Below are 18352 nucleotides of genomic sequence, written 5' to 3'. Positions count from 1 at the left end.
TAAGGTTTGTGAGCTTCCATGGCCCGAAACTCTCATGAAAAGCGCGCCGAGCGGCAATGGCTGCTGATCCTGCTGCCCTCGCTGGTGCTGCTTCTGGCCTTCGTCATCTATCCGGCCCTCTATTCGATCTATCTGAGCTTCACCAATGAGGCGCTGACCGGGGCTGCGGCCCTTCGGCCCCGTTTCGTCGGTTTCAGGAACTATACGCGGCTCTTCAACGACGCGAAGTTCTGGAATTCGCTGTTCGTCACCTTCGTCTTCGTCATCGGTTCGGCGGTGATCGGCCAGTTCGTGCTCGGCCTGATCTCGGCAATTGCGCTGCGCCGGCCGATCCGCTTTCGGCGGGTGTTCTCGTCGATCATCCTGTTGCCGAACGCGGCCCCTGAAGTCGTCGCCGGTTTCATGTGGATCTCGATGCTGGCGGGCGGCGACAATGCCACACTCAGCCGCATCGTCAGCTTCTTCGGCATCACGCCGGCCGACTGGCTGCAGGTCTTCCCGCTGTCGATGATCATTGTCGTCAACACCTGGCGCGGCATCGCAACGGCGATGATCCTATTAACGGCCGGCCTCAGCACCATTCCAGCGGAGATCTACGAGGCGGCCCGCATGGACGGCGCGACACCGTCGCAGATGTTCCGACGCATCACCCTGCCGCTGATGATGCCGACGATCCTGCTCTATATGCTGATCTCGGCCGTCTCCACCATCGCCGTCTTCGGCCTCGTCTATGCGCTGACGCGCGGCGGGCCGGGCGGGGCGACCGAGGTCGTCAGCATCTATATCTACAACCAGTCCTTCACGGCGTTCCAGCTGGGCTATGGTGCTGCGGTCGCCGTCGTCGCGCTCGTCATCTCACTGATATTAGGTATCGCCTATGTCCGGGCCATGAAGGTGGAGGTCTGACATGGCCGTCGTTTCCCCGAGCGAAACTGCAAACAAAGGTCGGTCCGACCTCATCGCCTATGCGACGCTGTCGCTGATCTCGATCTTCTGCGCGGTACCTTTCTTCTGGGTGCTGCTTGCCTCTCTCGACGGCAATGCGCAGCTCTTCCTGCATTGGCCGGAGCAGTGGACCTTCGCCAACTATATCAGAGTCTTCACGAAGGAAGACGGGGCGAAGTGGCTGTTCAATTCGCTCTTCGTGGTCGCTAGCGCGACGCTGCTCGTCATGGTGCTTTCGGGGCTCGGCGGTTATGCGCTGTCGCGCACCCGGGCCTGGTGGAAGCTGCCTTTCCTCTACGCAATCCTGCTCATCCGGGTGCTGCCGCCGACGGCGCTGGTCGTGCCGCTCTATAAATTCCTGCTGACGTTGAACAATGCGGAAGCGGCGGTGCTCAGGCCGTTCTTCGGCAGCTATACGCGTGACATCATGCGCTGGACTGGCTTCATCGACGGGTATCTTGGGCTGATCCTGGTGCTTGCGACAATGCAATTGCCGCTGGCGCTCTGGATCATGAAGACCTTCTTCGATGGGCTGCCGAGGGACTACGAGGAGGCGGCGCTGATGGATGGGGCGACACTCACCCAGCGCATCCGCCGGGTGCTGATCCCGCTGGCGCTGCCGGGGCTGGCTGCGGCCGGGCTTTTCGCCTTCATGTCGGCCTGGGGCGATTTCCTGCTGCCGCTGATCCTCCTGTCGTCGCCGGAGCTGCAGACGCTGCCGCTCGGTCTCTTCCGCGCCTTCCTGCGCATCAACGAGATCGATTACGGCCTGCTGACCGCGCTGGCATTCATCTATCTGCTGCCCGCCGTCGTCGCCTTCGGTTTTGCGCGGCGCTTCCTCGTCCAGACATTTTCGGGCGGTGTGAAGGGCTGAGATCAAGAAAGAGAAACAGATGATCAATCTCAGAAACGTTCGCAAGTTCTACGGTGCGCTCGAGGTCATCAAGGGCGTCGACGTTACCGTGGAAGACGGCGAATTCGCGGTCTTCGTCGGCCCGTCCGGCTGCGGCAAGTCCACGCTGCTGCGGATGATCGCCGGCCTCGAAGGCATCGACGAGGGCGACCTCATCCTTAACGGCACACGCATCAACGACGTGCCGCCCGATAAGCGCGGCATTGCCATGGTGTTCCAGTCCTATGCGCTCTATCCGCATATGAGCGTTGCCGAAAACATTGGCTTCTCGCTCAGCCTGAAGAAGGTGCCGGAGGCGGAAATCCGCCGGCAGGTGGAAGGTGTCGCCGAAATCCTGCAGCTCACCGACTACCTCGACCGCCGCCCGGCCGCCCTTTCCGGCGGCCAGCGCCAGCGCGTGGCGATCGGCCGCGCCATCATCAAGAAACCGGCGCTGATCCTGTTCGACGAACCGCTGTCGAACCTCGATTCGGCGCTGCGCGTGCAGATGCGCGCCGAGCTGCAACGCCTGCACCGCGAGCTGAAGGCGACGGTCGTCTACGTCACCCACGACCAGGTGGAGGCGATGACGATGGCGGACCGCATCGTCGTGCTGAACAAGGGCGTCGTCGCTCAACAGGGCGCGCCGATGGATCTCTACCATCAGCCGGACAACGAATTTGTCGCAACCTTCATCGGCTCGCCAAAGATGAACGTGCTGCCGATGACGGCGACGCGCCGGGATGCCGGCAAGGTGCATCTGGAAAGCCCGCTCGGCCTTTCCATCGACCTTTCAGACGGCAATGGCGCCGTGCAGCAGGGCGAGGCGAAGCTCGGCATTCGGCCGGAACATCTGAAGCTCGCACCCCAAGGGCAGGGTGATTTTTCGGCCGAGGTCGTCATCGTCGAGCGTTTGGGCGTGGAGACCTATCTGACAGTCGGTTCGCAGCAGCAGCCGATCGTCGTACGCGCCGAAGGCGATATCGCGGTGCGGCCGGGCGATCGTGTGTCGCTGACTGCCGAGCGCGCCGGTTGCCATCTGTTTGATTCCGCCGGCCGGGTAATCCGTTCGGCAACCGCTTGAAACACATCGAGGAATGACATGACAATCAAGGTCACGATCTGGAACGAAGGGCGCCACGAGCAGGTCCACAAGGAAGTTCAGGATATCTATCCTGATCGTATCGACGGAGCGATCGCTGCCGGTATCGCCCACCCCGATTTCGAGGTCCGCCGCGGTACGCTAGACGATCCGGATGAAGGGCTGCCGGATTCCGTGCTCAATGATACCGACGTGCTGCTCTGGTGGGGGCATATGGCGCATGAGGAGGTCAGCGACGGGCTGATCGACCGCGTGCAGCAGCGCGTGCTGAAGGGCATGGGCCTGCTGGTCCTGCATTCCGGCCATCATTCCAAGCTCTTCCGCCGGCTGATGGGCACCAATGCCAACCTTTCCTGGCGCGAGACGCCTGATGGCGACCTGGAGCGCGTCTGGGTGGTCAATCCCTCGCATCCTATCGCCGAGGGGCTGCCGCCCTATTTCGAGGTCAATGCCTCGGAAATGTATGGCGAGCCCTTCGATATTCCGCAGCCGGACGAGCTGGTGTTCATCTCCTGGTATTCCGGCGGCGAGGTGTTCCGCAGCGGCTGCACCTTCCAGCGCGGGCGTGGGCGCATCTTCTTCTTCAGCCCCGGCCACGAGACCTACCCGATCTATCACGACAAGACCGTGCATAAGGTGATCTCGAACGGCATCCGCTGGGCGCGGCAGAAACACACCGATGGCCGCATTCTGGAAAACTGGCACCGCGCCGAGCCGCTGCACGGGCGTCCCGACAAAGCGAAGGCCTGATCTATGGATATTGTGCGCCGGTCGTCTTGATATAGATCGAATAGACCGAACGTGTCGCGGTGATGAAGAGCCGGTTTTTCTTGGGGCCGCCGAAGGTGAGGTTGGACACCGTCTGCGGCACCCTGATCTTGCCGAGCAGGGTTCCGTCGGGCGAAAAGCAGTGCACGCCGTCGGAGGCACTCGTCCAGAGATTGCCGGCGACATCGAAACGAAAACCGTCGGGATGGCCGACATCGAGGCTGCAGAAATAGCGGCTGTCGGCAAGCGCCCTGCCGTCGATGACGTCGAAAACGCGGATATGGCGCGGCACTTCATGTTTTGCGGAGCCGGAATCGGCAATATAAAGCTTCGTCTCATCGGGCGAGAACGCAAGGCCGTTCGGCTGGATGAAATCCTCGACGACGGCGTCGATCGCGCCGCTTGCCGGGTCGATCCGGTAGACATTGCGCGTCGACTGCTCGGGTTCGGCCTTGTGGCCCTCGTAATCCGACAGGATGCCGTAGGTCGGATCGGTGAACCAGACCCCGCCGTCGGAGTGCACGACGACGTCGTTCGGCGAGTTCAGCCGTTTGCCCTGATAGCTGTCGGCGAGAACGGTGATGGTGCCGTCCGTCTCGGTGCGGGTGACACGGCGGCCGCCATGTTCGCAGGAGACCAGCCGGCCCTGCCGGTCGCGGGTATTGCCATTGACGTAGTTGGAGGGTGAGCGGAAGACGGAGACCGTCCCATCCGGTGTCCAGCGCATCATGCGTTCATTCGGGATATCGCTCCAGAGAAGGCAGTTCAGGTCGGAAAACCAGACCGGGCCTTCCGTCCAGCGGCAGCCGGAATAAAGCTCCTCGAGGCCGGCGCTGCCGATGACCATTGCACCGAAGCGTTCGTCGCGGATCTCATAAATCGGATTGTCGCCCATGCCAGTTTCCTCCCTGAATGCTGCCGTTCTTTTCCTAGCGGCAAAAAGCTGGAGGTGCCAGAGCCCGGCGATGGAAATGCCGGGCTCCGGTTTCGTATAGCCTTTCCTGATCAGCTTGAAGCATTCTGTTGGCTCAAACGGAGTCGAATGATCGACCGGCCGGCGCGCGTCGTAGCCAAGCTCTACGGCCAAGCCGGCCGGTCGATCAGCCGGCCCGTTTCAGCCAACCCGAAGGGCCGGGCATCTTTCCGCCAGGATCAGAGGCGATCGGCTCGGACGTACCAAGAGGTATGCCCTTCGCCAATCGCCTCTGCCCTGACGAAAACCTGCTCCGGCAGAATGCTGCAATCTGACCAGGAAAGGCTCTAGAGGGCGGCGACCGGATGCGGCGAGCCGTCGTAAGCGCCCCAGATCGACTGGTCGAAGCAGATGACCGAGCCGGTCATCAGGCCGGATTCGGAAGACGACAGGTAAGCGCAGGCGCGCGCCACCTCGTGCGGATCGACGAGACGGCCGAAGGGCTGGCTTGCCGCCGCCTTCTCCAGCCAGTCGGCCGGTGCGCCGTGATATTCGCGCTGAATGCGGTCCTCGCCTTCAGAGGCCATCCAACCGATGTTCAGACCATTGACGCGGATGCGGTTGCGCAGGAGCGCATAGGCGGTGTTCTTCGTCAGCGTTTCCAGCGCGCCCTTGGAGGCGCAATAGGCGGCGATGAAGGGCTGGCCGGCTTTGGCCGACATCGAGCCGATGTTGACGATCGTACCCTCGATCTTTTCGCGGCGCATGACCTTCACCGCTTCCTGCATCAGGAAAAACGGCGCGCGAACATTGACGGCGAACATTGCGTCGAAGAGTTCCGGGCTTGTGTCGAGGATGGTGCCGCGATCGGTGATGGCGGCGGCATTGACCAGCGCATCGACACGACCGAAGGTCTCGTCGCAGGCGCGCACGACATTCTGTGCATCCTCGACCTTGCCGAGGTCGGACTTGACGTAGACGATCCTGGCGCCGGTCGCAGCCGAAATCTCCGCCGCCTTCGCCTTGCCCTTGGCTTCGTTGCGGCCGCAGATGACGATGCCTTTTGCACCGCGTTCGGCGAAGAGGCGGGCGATCGTCGCGCCCAATCCTTGCGTGCCGCCGGTGACGATGGCGATCTTGCCGTCAAGGCGGCCGTGGTCTGTGCTCATGTGGTTCCTCCATTGCGATGATGTGCGAATGGCCTCCCGCGGGTGCGGGAGGCTTTTATGTCAGTGCGGATGCAACAGGCTCGAGCTCCAAATCAGCTCAGCTTCTTCTGCGCCTGCTCGGCAAGTGCTGCCGTAAAGAGTTCATCGCTCCAGCCTTCCTTCAGCGCCTCATGCATCAGTTGCGCTTGTGTTTTCGGCGCCAGTCCGCCAAGCGGCGGGTCGCGGTCGAGGTTGGTCGGGAAGGAGTAGCCCTCGGCGCAGGCGGCGACGGCGTTGGCGATTTCGTCAGGCGAGAGCCTGCCCAGCAAGGCCTTCAAAGCGGGAAACAGCCTGGCGCTCATCTTCTCGCGGTTGACGGTTTCCATCGCCCGGCCGAAGGCGGAGGAGACCTGCAGGAGGTTGGCGACGCGCTTGATGTCGGCCGAGCGGTTGGTGCCGGCGGCATGGAAAAGGGCGGGATTGAAGAAGACGAGGTCGCCTTTTTCGAGCGGCAGCTGGACATGGTTGGTCTCGAAATAATCCAGGAACTCCTGCCGCTTCAGCGCGAGGTAACCCGGCACATAGGTCTGGCTGTGCGGCAGGAAGAGTGTCGGGCCGCTTTCGAGAGGCATGTCGCAATGGGCGACCGCACCCTGCAATGTCAGCACCGGCGAGAGCCGGTGCACATGCGCCGGGAATTGTTCGATCACCTTCGAGGACTGAAAGCCGAGATGATAGTCGCGATGCGCCGACTGCGCCGAACCGCCCGGATTGACGCGGTTGACCTGCGCCGTCATCTGGTAGCTTGGGCCGAGCCAGGCTTCGCTGGCCAGCGCGATGATGGCGTTGCCGTAATATTCGGCGAAATTTGCCGGATCGGCGAGGCAATGTTTTTCCAGCGAGTTCCAGATACGGTCGTTGGCACCAGGCTTGGCGAAGTGATCGCCGCCGCCGGTCGAAGTGCGGTGCTGTTCCTCGATGATCGCATCGAAGATCGTGCTGGCGCGGTCGATGATGCCGGTGTCTTCGTAAGCGCGCTTGAACACGACGACACCAGGACCTTCGCCGAAGGCATCGCAGATTTCCGCCAGCACGGCGCGTCGGCCTTCTGGCGTTGCGGCCGTCGTCATCACCTTGCGGCTATCATAGATCAGCACGTTTTTTTCGACCGCAGACGCCGAGGGGTAATCGGCAAGTGCCGTCGTCTTTTCCGCAAGGGCGCGAAACTCATCGAGATCGCATGCGTCTTCGCTCAGCCAGACGCGGTCGGCGCGCAGTTTCTGCTGGTTGTCGGTTTTCATGGTGGGCTCCTCCGTCTTTCCAATGGAGGCACTATACGCCGCGATGCCAGGTGATATAGATCAGAACTCCATCAAAAAACCATCAGACCGATCGCATGGCACACCTCTTTCTCGTCAAGGATATTGCCTTCCAGGCAGGGCTCAGCACTGCGACCGTCGACCGGGTGCTGAACGGCAGGCCGGGCGTGCGCCGGCAGACCGAGATGCGGGTGAAGGCGGCGATCGCGGAGCTGGAGAAGCAGCAGGCCGGGGCGATGGGCAGCGGGCGGGTGCTGGCGATCGATATCGTCATGGAGACACCGCAGCGTTTCAGCGATGCGGTGCGCGCCGCCTTCGAGGCGGAGATGGCGACCTTTCTGCCGGGCGTCTTCCGCTGTCGCTTCCATTTTGCCGAGGTGATGAAGCCGGCCGAGCTGGCGCAGCTTCTCGATCGCATCCGGCTGCGTGGCACGCACGGCATCGTACTCAAGGCGCCTGACGTCACCGAGGTGGCTGCCGCCGTCGCGCGGGCGGATGCGACCGGCATTCCGGTCGTGACGCTGGTGACCGACCTGCCGAATTCGGCCCGCATCGCCTATGCCGGCGCCGACAACCGGGCAGCGGGAGAGACCGCCGCCTATCTGATCGGCGAATTTCTCGGGGCTGGCGGCGGCAAGGTGCTGGTGACCCTGTCGAGCGGACGCTTCCGTGGCGAGGAGGAGCGCGAAATCGGCTTTCGCCGCGTCATCCGCGCCCGTTATCCCGACATCGGCATTACCGAAATCAGCGAGGGGCACGGCACCGATGCTGCGACGGGAACGCTTGCCGCGGCAGCGCTTGCCGCCGATCCCACCATCAACGCCGTCTATTCGATCGGCGGCGGCAACCGGGCGGTGCTTGCGGCCTTCGACGCGGCCAAACGCCCCGTCCGCGTTTTCGTCGCCCATGATCTCGACGCGGATAATCGCGCCCTGCTTGCGGCGCGTCGGATCGGCTTCGTGCTGCATCATGATCTCAGAACCGATGCGCGTTCGGCCTTCCGGGCGATCATGAGCCGCGCGACTGCCTTGCCGCGCGCGGTTACGCCCTCGCTTTCATCAGTCGAAATCGTCACGCCCTACAATATGCCCGCGGCCGATTGAGCCAATTGGCTTTCCTTCGATGCCGAATTCGGGCTACAGCTTTGACACGAGTGAAGGTGAGTGGGCATGGATTACAGCGACGTCAGCACGATTGCAGCCTGGATCACGGAGCAGGGACTGAAAGGCGTTTCGGAAGCCGAACTCATGACCGGTTTCTGCTCGGCTTGCCGGGACGCCGGCCTACCGCTCGACCGCGGTCTGGCGCTGATGGATACGCTGCATCCGGTGCATGAGGGCCGAGCCTTCCGCTGGGACAGCATCGAGGAAATCCAGACCGAGTTCGAATATGGTCCGACAATCTCGGGGGAGGCGGCGTCGAACTGGCAGCGTTCGGCCTTCTATCATCTTTGGTCTCGCAACGAGCGGGAGATACGCCGGCGTCTTGGCTTCGGCGATCCGATCGATTTCTCCATGCTCGATACGATCGCTGAAGCCGGTCACACGGATTTCGTGGCGATGATGCATCGTTTTTCCGAGGCCGGCACGATCGGCGAGATGGATTGCTTCTTCTCGCATTTCGCGACGAAACATCCTGAGGGCTTTTCCGATCACGACCTCGCCATCCTGCGCAAGCTGGTGCCGGTGTTGGGGCTGGCGATCAAATGTATCGCGCTCGGGCGTATCGCCCGCACAATCGCCGAGGTCTATCTCGGCGAGGACGCCGCGCGCCAGGTGATGGAAGGCAAGATCAGCCGCGGCAAATCGGAACGGATTTCCGCTGCACTCTGGTTTTCCGACCTGCTGAACTACACCAAGATCTCCGACAGCGTGCCGCCGGAGGAGATCATCCCGCTGCTCAACGACTATAGCGAGGCGGTGATCACGGCGGTCCACGAGTCCGGCGGCAACGTGCTGAAGCTGATCGGCGACGGTGTGCTCGCCATCTTTAAGGGCGAGGTGCCGGCGGAGACATGTCGTGCGGCGCTGAGTGCCGAATCGTTGCTGCGGGAAAAGCTGACCACGCTGAATGCCGCGCGTGCGGCCGACGGCCGGGCGACGACCGACGTCTATATCGGCCTGCATATCGGCGATGTCTTCTACGGCAATATCGGGAGCCAGGACCGGTTGGACTTCACCGTCATCGGACCTGCCGTCAACGAGGTCAGCCGGATCGCCTCGATGTGTCGTTCCGTCGATCTCAACCTGTTGATCTCCTCCGATTTCGCCGCGGTGATACCGGAGCAGCAGCGTACCGCACTCGCCTGCGTCGGACGCTATGCGTTGCGCGGCGTGCAGCGCGCGCAGGAACTCTACACCCTCGACAGTGCCCGGCTGAACGGCTGAGTTCCTGACTGCAAGGGCTATCGCAACAGGCCCTGGCCGCCGTCGATCCAGATCGGCGTACCGGTGATGTGTCGGGCGCGCTCGGAGGCGAGGAAAAGGATTGTTTCGGCGACATCTTCGCTCTTGCCTGTCTTGCCGCCGGCAATCGGAATATCCCCCTCAGGCCAGATGACCGGAACCTCCGTCTCCTCGCGGTGGCGGCTGTCGGTATTGGCGCCGATATTGGTCTCGATCTCGCCGGGGCAGACGGCATTGACGCGGATGCCGTGTCGGCCGAGTTCGAGGGCGAGCTGCTGGACCATGGCGACCTGGCCGGCCTTGGTTGCGGTGTAGGCGGTGGCACCGGGCGTGGTGAAGGTGCGGGTGCCGTTGATCGAGGAGACGACGATGATCGAACCGCCATGGCGCTTCAGATGCGGAACCGTCAGATGCAGGGTGAGATAGGTGCCGCGCAGATTGACGGCGATGGTCTTGTCCCATTCATCCGGCTTCAGATCGTCGATCGGCGCCCAGACACCGTTGATCCCAGCATTGGCGACAACGATGTCGAGGCCGCCGAAGGTGTCGGTCAGTTGCGCGACGGCGCCCCGCATTTGAGCTTCGTCGCTGGTATCTGCCGTCAGCGCGATCGACTCTCCGCTGGCGGCCTTGATCTCGGCGCAGGTCTTTTCGACCTCGTCGGCGGTGCGGCTCAATGCTGCGACCCTTGCCCCCTCGGCAGCGAGCCGCAAAGCGGCCGCTTTGCCGATGCCGGAACCGGCGCCTGTTACCAATGCGATCTTTCCCTTCAGCTCCATGGGCGGGCTCTCCTTGCCGTTTTGCCGGTAGGCCAATGTTCGGCACGGCTCTTGGTTCCGAAGGAGAGCAGGTCGCTAGAGCGCGGTGCTAGAGCCTCCTGAGGAGGGTGTGGCTCAGCGCCCATCTCTCCGGCCCGTGGACGGCGGCAAAGAGCAGACCGGCGAGGAAGGTAAAGTGATCGATGAAGAAGCCGAACTCGGCCTGGTTCTGTTGCCAATGGGACGGACCGTGGAAGGCGAAAGCGAGGAAGATCACATAGATGGCTGCGAGCAGGCTGGCCTCGGTGAAGAAGGCTCCTGATATGAAAGCGAGCGCCAGCGCGATCTCGAAGAAGGCGGCGATCCAGGTAAGGAATGTCGCCATCGGAAAGCCTGCCGCGGTTATATAGCCTGCTGTTGCGCCGATATCGGCGAACTTGAAGCCGGCGGCCATGAAGAAGACGAAGCTGAAGATGATGCGGGCGACGATGATTGTGATTGCTCTGGCCATCCTGAAATCTCCTCTTTTAGTTTCCAGTATGACGGATGAGATCCCCGAGATCCGACACGGTGAATGAAAAAGGGCCGCTTGCGCGACCCTATCACTTTGAATTGCGCACAATCCTTTCCGAAAATCGGTTCCGATTTTCGGGGTTATGCGCTCTCACCACTCGGCGAAGCTGCCGTCGGCATGTCGCCAGATCGGGTTGCGCCAACGATGGCCCTCCTTGGCGCGTTCGATGACATAGGCCTCGTCGACCTCGATGCCGAGCCCTGGACCCTGCGGGATCGAGACGAAACCATCGGCATACTGGAACACCTCCTTGTTGGAGATGTAGTCGAGGATGTCGTTGCCCTTGTTGTAATGGATGCCGAGGCTCTGTTCCTGGATGAAGGCATTGTAGCTGACGGCATCGACCTGCAGGCAGGCGGCAAGCGCGATCGGACCCAGCGGGCAATGCGGCGCCAGCGCCACGTCATAGGCTTCGGCCATGGCCGCGATCTTGCGGCATTCGGTGATGCCGCCGGCATGGGAGAGATCCGGCTGGATGATGTCGACATAGCCGTCCGAAAGGACCTGCTTGAAGTCCCAGCGCGAAAAGAGCCGTTCACCGAGCGCAATCGGCGTAGAGGTGTGGTTGACGATATCGCGCAGCGCTTCCTTGTTTTCGGAAAGCACCGGCTCTTCGATGAACATCAGCTTGTAGGGATCGAGCTCCTTGGCGAGAACCTTCGCCATCGGCTTGTGCACGCGGCCGTGGAAATCGACGCCGATGCCAATATGTGGGCCGATCGCCTCGCGGATGATGGCGATGGTCTCGACCGCCTTTTCCACCTTCTCATTGGTGTCAACGATCTGCATTTCCTCGCAGCCATTGAGCTTGATCGCCTTGAAGCCGCGGGCAACCACTTCCTTGGCATTGTTGGCGACATCCGAGGGACGATCGCCGCCGATCCAGGAATAGACCTTGATGCGATCACGGAGCTGGCCGCCGAGCAGAGAATGGATCGGCTGGCCGAGCGCTTTGCCCTTGATATCCCACAGCGCCTGGTCGATGCCCGAGATCGCGCTCATGTGGACGGCGCCGCCGCGATAGAAGCCGCCACGATACATCACGGTCCAGTGGTCTTCGATCAGGAAAGGATCCTTGCCGATCAGGTAGTCTTCCAGCTCATGGACGGCGGCCTGAACGGTGAGCGCACGGCCTTCGACGACCGGTTCGCCCCAGCCGACGATGCCTTCATCGGTCTCGACCTTCAAAAACAGCCAGCGCGGGGGAACGATATAGGTGGTGAGTTTGGTGATCTTCATCGCTGCTCTTTCAGTCTCTTCCCGGGTTTGCGATCGGCGGCGCGTCCGCAGATTTGTCGTGATAGTTCATTTCGTTCTGCCGATCGCTTTTTCGGCGGCGGCAAGATCGCGCACCGCAAGATCAAGCATGCGGTTGGCGCATTCGCGGGCGCCCGCCTTGTCGCGCATGCGCAGGGCCTCGACCAGCTGGCCGTGAACGAGCACCGCATCCTCGCGATTCTCGACGCCGATATTGGAGGCATGCAGCGCATATTTCAGCGCCGCGTGAATGGCGCTCGACAGGCGGCGGAAGACCTGGTTGTGGCTGGCGGTGAGCAGCACCGTGTGGAACATGACGTCGGCATCGGTGAAGCTTTCCGGGTCGCGGGCGCTGTCGCGCATCTGCCGCCAGGCGTTGTCGAGATCGGCGATCTCCTGGGCGCTGGCGCGCTCGGCGGCATATTCGGCGGCTGCCGGCTCGATGGTGCGGCGGGCTTCGAGAATGCAGCCGAGCAGGTCGAAATCCTTGATATAGGGACCCATCCATTCAAGCACGTCGGCGTCGAGGATATTCCAGTCGTCCTTGTCGCAGACGGTGGTTCCGATGCGCGGCTTGCCACGGACGAGGCCTTTGGACTCCAGCACTTTCAGCGATTCGCGAATGACGGTGCGGCTGACGCCGTAGAGTTCGCAGAGATCGTTTTCGCGCGGCAGCGGCGAGCCCGCGGGATAGCGGTCCGCACAGATATCCTGAGCGATCGCCGCCGTGACGTTGCGGCGTACGCGCGGGCGGCGCTCGATGCGGCGGCTTTCGGCCCCGCTCTGTCGCTCGATTGTTTCCAACTCACCTCTCCGCTCTGTCTCGCGTGCGAAGCAATCGAACCTGATTATCCGAATTCGATCCGCTTTGCGACGCTTCCTCCCGGCATCTCGTCAATAATCCTATTATTCCAATCATCATACATTGGCAATTGACTGGTATGATGATTTATCATAATTCAATGGACGTTGCCTGGGAGGCAGCTGCTCGGTTTTTGAGAGTTTAGGGAGAGAGACATGCGCTTGTTCAAAGCAGCCATTCTGGCTGGCACTTTCGCCATTCTGGCGGCCGGATCGGCATTTTCCGCGGACGTCAAGATAGGGTTCATCGTCAAGCAGCCCGAGGAGCCTTGGTTCCAGGACGAATGGAAATTCGCCGACCAGGCCGCCAAGGAAAAAGGCTTCACCGTCGTCAAGATCGGCGCCGAAGACGGCGAGAAGGTCCAGTCGGCGATCGATAATCTCGGTGCCCAGGGTGCGCAGGGCTTCATCATCTGCACGCCCGATGTCAAGCTCGGCCCCGGCATTGTCGCCAAGGCCGAAGCCAACCAGCTGAAGCTGATGACGGTCGACGACCGCCTCGTCAGCGCCGACGGCAAGCCGCTGGAAGACGTGCCGCATATGGGCATTTCAGCCACCAAGATCGGCGAGACCGTCGGCCAGGCGATCGTCGACGAAATCAAGAAGCGCGGCTGGGACATGAAGAATGTCGGCGCCGTGCGGGTCTCCTATGACCAGCTGCCGACCGCCGTCGACCGCGTCGAAGGCGCGATGTCGGTGCTGAAGGCCGCCGGCTTCCCGGCCGAAAACATCTATGATGCGCCACAGGCGAAGACGGATACGGAAGCGGCGCTCAACGCGGCAACCACCGTTTTCAACAAACATGCCGACGTGAAATACTGGGTCGCCTTCGGCCTCAACGACGAAGCCGTCCTCGGCGCCGTCCGTGCTTCCGAATCGGTCGGCATTCCGGCGGCCAACGTCATCGGTGTCGGCATCGGCGGTGCGGAATCGGCGATCAACGAGTTCAAGAAGCCGGCGGCGACGGGCTTCTTCGGCACCGTCATCATCTCGCCGAAGCGTCACGGCTATGAGACGGCGCTCAACATGTATGACTGGATCGCCAACGACAAGGAGCCGGCAAAGCTGACGTTGACCTCCGGTTCCCTGGCACTGCGCGGCGATTTTGAAAAGGTCCGCAAGGATCTTGGCATCGAGTGATCGTCCTTCCAAGATGATATCGTCCGGCGGCCGCCTAGCGTGCCGCCGGGTCCTTCTCGGTGGAGCAATGATGGCTTTCCTCGAATTCAGCAATATCTCCAAGGGTTATCCCGGCGTGCAGGCGCTGGCGAATGTGTCCTTCACTGTCGAGAAGGGTGCCGTCCACGGCTTGATGGGTGAAAACGGCGCCGGTAAATCGACGCTGATCCGGGTACTGTCCGGCGATCAGGCCGCCGATGCCGGCAACATCCTCATCGACGGCGAGGAGCAGAGATACGGGTCCGTCCGCGACGCCTTCCATGCCGGCGTCATCGTCATCCATCAGGAACTGCAACTCGTTCCGGAGTTGACCGTCGCCGAAAATCTCTGGCTCGGACGCTTTCCGGCCAAGGGCGGCGTCATCCATACGAAAGTGCTGATCGAGACGGTGCGGTCGAAGCTCGAGGAGATCGGCATCGATGTCGATCCGTCGGCCAAGGTCGCCTCGCTTTCGATCGGTGCGCGGCAGATGGTCGAGATCGCCAAGGCCGTCATGCTCGATGCACGGGTGATCGCGCTCGACGAGCCGACCTCCTCGCTTTCCTCGCGCGAAAGCGAAATCCTGTTTTCGCTCATCGACAGGCTGAAGGCGCAGGGAACGGTCATTCTCTACGTCTCGCATCGTCTCGATGAGATCTTTCGTCTTTGCGACAGCCTGACGGTGCTGCGCGACGGCAAGCTTGCCGCCCACCATCCTCAGATCGCCGAAACCACGCGCGAGCAGATCATCTCGGAAATGGTCGGACGCGAGATCAGCAATGTCTGGGGATGGCGCGAACGTCCGTTCGGCGGCATTCGGCTGGAGGTCAACGGCCTGTCGGGGCCGAGGCTGCGCCATCCGATCAGCTTTTCCGTCCGCGAGGGCGAAATCCTCGGTTTCTTCGGCCTGATCGGCGCTGGCCGCAGCGAGATGGCGCGGCTGCTTTACGGCGCCGATGCCAGGCATCAGGGCCAGGTGACCATCGACGGCGTTGCCGTTTCGCCGAACAATCCGAAAGCGGCGATCAATGCCGGCATGGTGCTTTGCCCCGAGGACCGCAAGTTCGATGGCATCGTCCAGGGCCGATCGATCGAAGAAAATATCGCGATCTCGTCACGCCGGCACTTTTCGCCCTTCGGCATTCTGAGCCCGAGACAAGAGGCGGCGCTGGCAGATCGGTTCATCGCCAAGCTTCGGGTGCGAACACCGTCGCGCAAGCAGGACATCATCAATCTATCGGGCGGCAACCAGCAGAAGGTCATTCTCGGCCGCTGGCTGTCCGAGCAGGGGATCAAGGTGCTGGTCATCGACGAGCCGACGCGCGGCATCGATGTCGGGGCGAAATCGGAAATCTACGAAATTCTCTATGAGCTTGCGGCCGGCGGCATGGCGATCGTGGTGATCTCCAGCGAGTTGCCCGAAGTCATGGGCATCTCCGATCGCATCATGGTGATGTGCCAGGGCAGGGTGGCGGCCAACGTCGCCCGTCCGGATTTCGACGAGCGCAGCATCCTGACGGCAGCGCTTCCCGACAAGAATGCCGCAGGCACCCTTTAGAATTGGGAATACGGACGATGAATTCGTTGAAAAAAATTCTCCTCGGCGAACAAGGGCTGGTGGTGATCTTTGCTGCCGCCTTCGTGATCGTCTCGCTCTTCGTTCCGAACTTCCTGACCGAGCGAAACATGCTGGGGCTGCTGCAGTCGGTCGTCACGATCGGCATCGTTGCCTGCACGATGATGTTCTGCCTGGCGTCGCGCGATTTCGACCTTTCGGTTGGATCGATCGTCGCCTTCTCCGGCATGATCGCGGTGATGGTCTCGAATGCGACGGGCTCCATTCCCGTCGGGCTGCTCGCCGCCCTGCTTTGCGGCGCCGTCGTCGGTTTCGTCAATGGTATCGTCATTGCGCGGTTTCGCATCAATGCGCTGATCACCACGCTTGCGACCATGCAGATCGTGCGCGGGCTGGCGCTGATCGCTTCCGATGGCCGCGCCGTCGGCATCAATGATCCCGCTTTCTACCAGCTTGCCCTGTCGCGATTTCTCACCGTGCCGACGCCGATCTGGATCATGCTGATCCTTTTCATCCTCTTCGGTTTCGTGCTCAACCGCACCGTCTTCGGCAAGAACACCCTGGCGATCGGCGGCAATCCCGAGGCCTCGCGGCTTGCCGGTGTCAATGTCGTCAACATGCGGGTCTGGATCTTTGCGCTGCAGGGGCTTGTCTGCGGCATAGCCGGAATTCTGCTTGCCTCCCGCATCACCTCCGGCCAGCCGAATGCGGCGACAGGGCTTGAGCTTTCGGTGATTTCGGCCTGCGTTCTTGGCGGCGTTTCGCTGGCCGGCGGCCGGGCGGCGATGAGCGGCGTCATTGTCGGCGTGCTGATTATGGGCATCGCCGAAAACGTCATGAACCTCTTGAATATCCAGGCGTTCTATCAGTATGTGGTACGCGGGCTGATCCTGCTGATCGCAGTGTTGCTCGACAATTTGAGGTCTTCGGCTGCGGGACGGCGCGGATGAACCAGGGACAAACCGGCGATGACATCGAACTGAGGCACGGCGATCTCGCCGTCCGGGTCAGCCGTCGGGGTGCTGCCGTCACCGCCGCGACCTATCGAGGCATGCCCTTTCTCGTGGCGGCCGGCGGCCCTGAAGGAATGATGGCGAATTTCGCGATGGTGCCGTTCGGCAACCGCGTGGAAGGCAATATCATGTCCTTTGCCGGACGCGACTATGCCTTCCAGCCGAATACTTCCGATCCGCTCTATCGGCACGGCGACGGCTGGCTCAGCCTCTGGCAGCTTGAAGACTCCAGCCCGGAGCATGCGCAGTTCTGCTTTTCCCGGAGCGCCGACGGGGTTTCACCCTATGCCTATCTTACCCGGCAGGAGATCCGTCTCGCCGGCAATGCTCTGGTGCTGAGGCTTTCCGTGGAAAACCGAGGCGAAACCGCTCTTCCCTTCGGGCTCGGTCAACATCCCTTCTTCGCGCGCACGCCAAAGACGCGACTGACGATTGCGGCCGATCGCTATTGGAGCGAGCGGCCGGACCATCTTCCGGAGATGCCTGGCTCTGTGCCGGACTATTTCGATTTCAGATCCGAAAAGCTTTTGCCGCAGAGATGGATGAACAATGCCTTCGAGGGTTGGAATGGGCGGGCTGCAATGGCCTGGCCGGAACTTGGAATCCAGGCGGCGCTGGAAGCCGACGGTGCGCTCGATCGCTTCATGCTGTATATGCCGGTCAACCGGAGCGACTTCTTCTGCCTCGAACCGATGAGCCATCTGCCGAACGGCCACCATCTGCCTGATTTCGGTGGGCTCGCGCCGCTTGCGCCGGGGGAGGCGCTTGCCGGCACGGTGACGATCCTGATGTCGGCGCTGCCGGTTCGGTCGGAGGAGGGATAGATGGGCGGCCGTCTGCAAGGCAAGAACATCCTGATAACAGGTGCTGCGCAGGGTATCGGGCTTGCGATGGCGAAGGCTTTCATGCGGGAGGATGCCGCCGTCTTCCTCGTTGATCGCGATGCGGCGCTGCTGGCGCGGGCGGCGAAAGAGCTCCAGAGCAGTGGTGGCCGGCTTGGTTATCTGCCGGCCGATATTACCGATGCCGGGACGATCACGACATTGGTCGCTCAGGCGAATGAAGAAATCGGACAGCTGAACGCGCTCGTCAACAATGCCGGGGTGAATGTCTTTGCCGAACCGCTCGAGACGACGGACGAGGAATGGAACCGCTGCTTCGACATCAATTTGAAGGGCGCATGGAACTGCTGCAAGGCGGTGCTGCCGGGCCTGATCGAACAGGGCGGCGGCGTTATCCTCAACATCGCCTCGACGCACGCTTTCACCATCATCCCGCACACATTTCCCTATCCGCTGGCAAAACACGCCCTGCTCGGAATGACGAAATCCTTGGGGCTCGAATATGCCGCCCGCAATATCCGCGTGAACGCGCTGGCGCCGGGCTATGTCTCGACGCAGAAGGTGATCGATTATTGGAACGGCTTTCCCGATCCGGAGGCGGCAAAGGCCGAAACGATGAAACTGCATCCCGGCGGTCGCATCGCGACGCCGGAGGAGATTGCCATGGCGGCCGTGTTCATGATCTCCGACGAGTGCCCGTTCATCAATGCCACCTGCCTGACGATCGACGGCGGCCTCAGCGTGCTGCAGCATCCTGCCTGAAGGGCTTCGATCCCGCTATTTTTACAAGCCTGTCGTCTTCTCGGGATATAGCATTATAT

The 18352-nt window shown here is 61.8% G+C and carries 18 protein-coding genes; 11 read left to right on the top strand and 7 right to left on the bottom strand.

Annotated elements, in window-relative coordinates; all coding sequences use genetic code 11:
* Positions 1-18: 18 nt before the first annotated feature.
* The 4 genes from AC25BC_RS19115 to AC25BC_RS19100 are packed head-to-tail and all read left to right on the top strand — an operon-like array spanning position 19 to position 3689.
* Complete coding sequence (locus AC25BC_RS19115; protein ID WP_012759095.1) at positions 19-906, top strand: carbohydrate ABC transporter permease; 888 nt, start codon at positions 19-21, stop codon at positions 904-906.
* A 1-nt stretch (position 907) separates the two neighbouring features.
* Positions 908-1819, top strand: a complete 912-nt coding sequence (locus AC25BC_RS19110; protein ID WP_128438561.1) for a carbohydrate ABC transporter permease — start codon at positions 908-910, stop codon at positions 1817-1819.
* Between the two features lie 19 nt (positions 1820-1838).
* The gene (locus AC25BC_RS19105; RefSeq protein ID WP_128438560.1) at positions 1839-2921 is read left to right on the top strand and encodes an ABC transporter ATP-binding protein; all 1083 of its coding nucleotides are present in this window, start codon (positions 1839-1841) and stop codon (positions 2919-2921) included.
* Between the two features lie 18 nt (positions 2922-2939).
* Positions 2940-3689, top strand: a complete 750-nt coding sequence (locus AC25BC_RS19100; protein ID WP_012759092.1) for a ThuA domain-containing protein — start codon at positions 2940-2942, stop codon at positions 3687-3689.
* Between the two features lies 1 nt (position 3690).
* On the opposite strand, the gene AC25BC_RS19095 is transcribed toward AC25BC_RS19100, so the two are convergent.
* From AC25BC_RS19095 to AC25BC_RS19085, 3 genes are all read right to left on the bottom strand, one after another.
* Entirely contained in the window at positions 3691-4602 is a 912-nt protein-coding gene (locus tag AC25BC_RS19095) for an SMP-30/gluconolactonase/LRE family protein (RefSeq protein ID WP_128438559.1), read from the bottom strand.
* A gap of 365 nt (positions 4603-4967) precedes the next feature.
* On the bottom strand, positions 4968-5789 hold the full coding sequence (locus tag AC25BC_RS19090; RefSeq protein WP_128438558.1) for an SDR family oxidoreductase: 822 nt from the start codon (positions 5787-5789) through the stop codon (positions 4968-4970).
* A 92-nt stretch (positions 5790-5881) separates the two neighbouring features.
* Positions 5882-7069, bottom strand: a complete 1188-nt coding sequence (locus AC25BC_RS19085; RefSeq protein ID WP_012759089.1) for a phytanoyl-CoA dioxygenase family protein — start codon at positions 7067-7069, stop codon at positions 5882-5884.
* 95 nt (positions 7070-7164) lie between these two features.
* Here AC25BC_RS19085 and AC25BC_RS19080 point away from each other — a divergent pair, with 95 nt between their 5' ends.
* Together AC25BC_RS19080 and AC25BC_RS19075 are read left to right on the top strand one after the other, a co-directional pair.
* Positions 7165-8190 (top strand): LacI family DNA-binding transcriptional regulator, encoded by a 1026-nt coding sequence (locus AC25BC_RS19080; RefSeq protein WP_012759088.1) that lies wholly within the window; start codon positions 7165-7167, stop codon positions 8188-8190.
* A gap of 66 nt (positions 8191-8256) precedes the next feature.
* Positions 8257-9474: an adenylate/guanylate cyclase domain-containing protein gene (locus AC25BC_RS19075; RefSeq protein ID WP_012759087.1), complete on the top strand. Its 1218-nt coding sequence runs from the start codon at positions 8257-8259 to the stop codon at positions 9472-9474.
* Positions 9475-9491: 17 nt separating this feature from the next.
* On the opposite strand, the gene AC25BC_RS19070 is transcribed toward AC25BC_RS19075, so the two are convergent.
* The 4 genes from AC25BC_RS19070 to AC25BC_RS19055 form a co-directional block, all read right to left on the bottom strand.
* Positions 9492-10271, bottom strand: coding sequence for an SDR family oxidoreductase (locus AC25BC_RS19070; protein WP_128438557.1), 780 nt, complete (start codon positions 10269-10271; stop codon positions 9492-9494).
* Positions 10272-10359: 88 nt separating this feature from the next.
* Positions 10360-10761, bottom strand: a complete 402-nt coding sequence (locus AC25BC_RS19065; protein ID WP_128438556.1) for a DoxX family protein — start codon at positions 10759-10761, stop codon at positions 10360-10362.
* Between the two features lie 153 nt (positions 10762-10914).
* Positions 10915-12063, bottom strand: coding sequence for a galactonate dehydratase (dgoD, locus tag AC25BC_RS19060; RefSeq protein WP_003543154.1), 1149 nt, complete (start codon positions 12061-12063; stop codon positions 10915-10917).
* A gap of 66 nt (positions 12064-12129) precedes the next feature.
* Positions 12130-12885, bottom strand: a complete 756-nt coding sequence (locus tag AC25BC_RS19055) for a FadR/GntR family transcriptional regulator (protein ID WP_003543153.1) — start codon at positions 12883-12885, stop codon at positions 12130-12132.
* A gap of 213 nt (positions 12886-13098) precedes the next feature.
* On the opposite strand from AC25BC_RS19055, the gene AC25BC_RS19050 reads away from it, so the two are divergent.
* The 5 genes from AC25BC_RS19050 to AC25BC_RS19030 all read left to right on the top strand — a co-directional run bounded on the left by AC25BC_RS19050 (position 13099) and on the right by AC25BC_RS19030 (position 18293).
* Entirely contained in the window at positions 13099-14082 is a 984-nt protein-coding gene (locus AC25BC_RS19050; protein ID WP_012759084.1) for an arabinose ABC transporter substrate-binding protein, read from the top strand.
* A gap of 70 nt (positions 14083-14152) precedes the next feature.
* Positions 14153-15658 carry an L-arabinose ABC transporter ATP-binding protein AraG gene (gene araG, locus AC25BC_RS19045; RefSeq protein WP_012759083.1) on the top strand — a complete coding sequence of 502 codons (1506 nt, stop codon included), beginning with the start codon at positions 14153-14155 and terminating at the stop codon, positions 15656-15658.
* A gap of 17 nt (positions 15659-15675) precedes the next feature.
* Positions 15676-16626, top strand: a complete 951-nt coding sequence (gene araH, locus AC25BC_RS19040) for an L-arabinose ABC transporter permease AraH (RefSeq protein WP_011653625.1) — start codon at positions 15676-15678, stop codon at positions 16624-16626.
* Positions 16623-17513, top strand: a complete 891-nt coding sequence (locus tag AC25BC_RS19035; RefSeq protein WP_128438555.1) for an aldose 1-epimerase — start codon at positions 16623-16625, stop codon at positions 17511-17513. The genes araH and AC25BC_RS19035 overlap by 4 nt, the downstream gene beginning before the upstream one ends.
* Positions 17514-18293, top strand: coding sequence for an SDR family oxidoreductase (locus tag AC25BC_RS19030; RefSeq protein ID WP_012759080.1), 780 nt, complete (start codon positions 17514-17516; stop codon positions 18291-18293).
* Positions 18294-18352: the final 59 nt, after the last annotated feature.

The sequence above is a fragment of the Rhizobium sp. WSM409 genome, assembly GCF_057653825.1.
This window is presented reverse-complemented; position numbering and strand designations above follow the sequence as displayed.

Excerpts from the sequence above, each read along its gene's own strand:
- AC25BC_RS19080 (WP_012759088.1), top strand. The coding sequence starts at position 7,165 with ATGGCACACCTCTTTCTCGTCAAGGATATTGCCTTCCAGGCAGGGCTC.
- AC25BC_RS19085 (WP_012759089.1), bottom strand. The coding sequence starts at position 7,069 with ATGAAAACCGACAACCAGCAGAAACTGCGCGCCGACCGCGTCTGGCTG.
- AC25BC_RS19115 (WP_012759095.1), top strand. The coding sequence starts at position 19 with ATGGCCCGAAACTCTCATGAAAAGCGCGCCGAGCGGCAATGGCTGCTG.
- AC25BC_RS19090 (WP_128438558.1), bottom strand. The coding sequence starts at position 5,789 with ATGAGCACAGACCACGGCCGCCTTGACGGCAAGATCGCCATCGTCACC.
- AC25BC_RS19035 (WP_128438555.1), top strand. The coding sequence starts at position 16,623 with ATGAACCAGGGACAAACCGGCGATGACATCGAACTGAGGCACGGCGAT.
- araH (WP_011653625.1), top strand. The coding sequence starts at position 15,676 with ATGAATTCGTTGAAAAAAATTCTCCTCGGCGAACAAGGGCTGGTGGTG.
- AC25BC_RS19050 (WP_012759084.1), top strand. The coding sequence starts at position 13,099 with ATGCGCTTGTTCAAAGCAGCCATTCTGGCTGGCACTTTCGCCATTCTG.
- AC25BC_RS19110 (WP_128438561.1), top strand. The coding sequence starts at position 908 with ATGGCCGTCGTTTCCCCGAGCGAAACTGCAAACAAAGGTCGGTCCGAC.
- AC25BC_RS19065 (WP_128438556.1), bottom strand. The coding sequence starts at position 10,761 with ATGGCCAGAGCAATCACAATCATCGTCGCCCGCATCATCTTCAGCTTC.
- AC25BC_RS19105 (WP_128438560.1), top strand. The coding sequence starts at position 1,839 with ATGATCAATCTCAGAAACGTTCGCAAGTTCTACGGTGCGCTCGAGGTC.
- dgoD (WP_003543154.1), bottom strand. The coding sequence starts at position 12,063 with ATGAAGATCACCAAACTCACCACCTATATCGTTCCCCCGCGCTGGCTG.
- araG (WP_012759083.1), top strand. The coding sequence starts at position 14,153 with ATGGCTTTCCTCGAATTCAGCAATATCTCCAAGGGTTATCCCGGCGTG.
- AC25BC_RS19075 (WP_012759087.1), top strand. The coding sequence starts at position 8,257 with ATGGATTACAGCGACGTCAGCACGATTGCAGCCTGGATCACGGAGCAG.
- AC25BC_RS19030 (WP_012759080.1), top strand. The coding sequence starts at position 17,514 with ATGGGCGGCCGTCTGCAAGGCAAGAACATCCTGATAACAGGTGCTGCG.
- AC25BC_RS19095 (WP_128438559.1), bottom strand. The coding sequence starts at position 4,602 with ATGGGCGACAATCCGATTTATGAGATCCGCGACGAACGCTTCGGTGCA.
- AC25BC_RS19100 (WP_012759092.1), top strand. The coding sequence starts at position 2,940 with ATGACAATCAAGGTCACGATCTGGAACGAAGGGCGCCACGAGCAGGTC.
- AC25BC_RS19070 (WP_128438557.1), bottom strand. The coding sequence starts at position 10,271 with ATGGAGCTGAAGGGAAAGATCGCATTGGTAACAGGCGCCGGTTCCGGC.